The organism is Bacteroidota bacterium, assembly GCA_034723125.1.
Classification (GTDB): domain Bacteria; phylum Bacteroidota; class Bacteroidia; order CAILMK01; family JAAYUY01; genus JAYEOP01.
The window spans coordinates 1-1,612 of sequence record JAYEOP010000564.1 but is presented as its reverse complement, the minus strand read 5'-3'; the positions used below and the strand labels follow the sequence as shown (position 1 = coordinate 1,612).

The following is a 1,612-nucleotide window of genomic DNA, read 5'->3' as shown; positions in this document are numbered from 1 at the left end:
TATTGGGAGTTTGCGGTCTGTAACTGTGCTTAATACATTTCCCAAATGATTGTTTAGCTCATAAAAGCGTTTTCCCCTTTGCCTGCTATGTTCTGTAAAAGATGAAGAACCACAGTAAGGGTTACACACGGCAACATAATGTACAGGTTCCCAACTATCGTAAAATGCATTGTAATAATGTTCTAAAGGAAATTCACAAAACATGCTATCACTTTTATGTATTCCGAGTCGGCTACTTCCATAAATATGGTGTTCTTTTAATTTATATTCAAGTATAACCGGTTCAGTCATTATTCCACCCCCCATCACAATAATTTGCCTGTCTCTTGTCCATGAATTAATAAGCCTTCCAAAATCATCGACAGAATAAATATTTGCTAAAATAGTATCCAAAACAAAAGGGTTTCCGCCTTGGAACATGGAGGCTATCATTGGTAGTCTATTGGTATCTTTTAAACAAGGTTTTATAACCTCATTAAGAAATAAACTACCCATTGTTGTATATAAATAATTAAGAAAGGCATTTCTTACTCCAACAGTATCGCCAATAGGAGGAGGCATAATTGAACCGAATGCATAGTAATCTTTACAAATTTTCTGACTATTCACAATTTTTTCTATCCCATCGACAAAAAATTTCCATTTTTTGCCTATTGCGGTTTCACTCTCGTAATATTTTAATTTATGGCATCCCATCGAACTACAAAAGTAACATATTTTTTTCTTTCAAATGAGTTTTTCAATTAAACAACAAAAAAGCAATGTGCTGTTTGTGTGTTTTATTTCGACAAGCTCAATATAAATATTTATTCTTCGTCCGATGTTTTAAATCCTATTGGTTTTCTATTTTGTTGTTCTAATTCTTGTTGTTTGGCTTCTTCAAACTGCTTTATGTATTCAAAAATTAACATGATTTTATCATCATGTGATGATAATTTCTGATCTATATTTTCTAATCTTAATAAAGTATCTTTATGCATCATCAATATTTCCCTGATTTTAACAAAAACCTCTATTATTCTTATACTCATTATTATTGCTCTTTCGCTCTTTAAAACATTAGCAAGCATCAATACTCCATGTTCTGTAAATACAAAAGGTGAGATACGTAAACCCATTATTTCTTTATTACTACCTCCAAATTGATTACGCCAGTCTTCTAATTCTTTTTTTGTTAATTCAAACATAAAACTTTCTGGGAAACGTGATAAATTACGTCTTACTTGCTCTTTTAATCGTCTTGTTTCGACTTCGTATAATTTGGCTAAATCTCTATCCAACATCACTTTTTGACCTCTTATAAAATAAATTTTATCCATTATTATTTCATCTGCCAACATTATTTTATCTTCATTTTTTTCACTCATATTTATATATTTTAAACTGCAAAAGTAATTATTTTAAATTGGGTGTCGCATTTGGCGATACCCAATTTATCCTATCGGATGGAACTTTCCAATATCTTACTGTAAATCATCTAAATCATTAACAAAATAGGCTTCTGTTGAACTTACGTAGCGATGTCCTGCCATGTATTGAACTTGTTTGTGGTGGACGGGGGACCTTGAATCATCACTCACTATGTGTAGCTTGTAACTACACCTAGTACGGG

Annotated in this window: 2 protein-coding genes; both read right to left on the bottom strand. The window is 31.8% G+C overall.

Features of this window, described 5'->3' with window-relative positions; all coding sequences use genetic code 11:
• The coding region (locus U9R42_14325; GenBank protein ID MEA3497200.1) for a hypothetical protein at window positions 1-696 on the bottom strand (696 nt) is incomplete at its 3' end.
• 110 nt (window positions 697-806) lie between these two features.
• Window positions 807-1,367 carry an ORF6N domain-containing protein gene (locus tag U9R42_14320; protein MEA3497199.1) on the bottom strand — a complete coding sequence of 187 codons (561 nt, stop codon included), beginning with the start codon at window positions 1,365-1,367 and terminating at the stop codon, window positions 807-809.
• Between the last annotated feature and the right edge of the window lie 245 nt (window positions 1,368-1,612).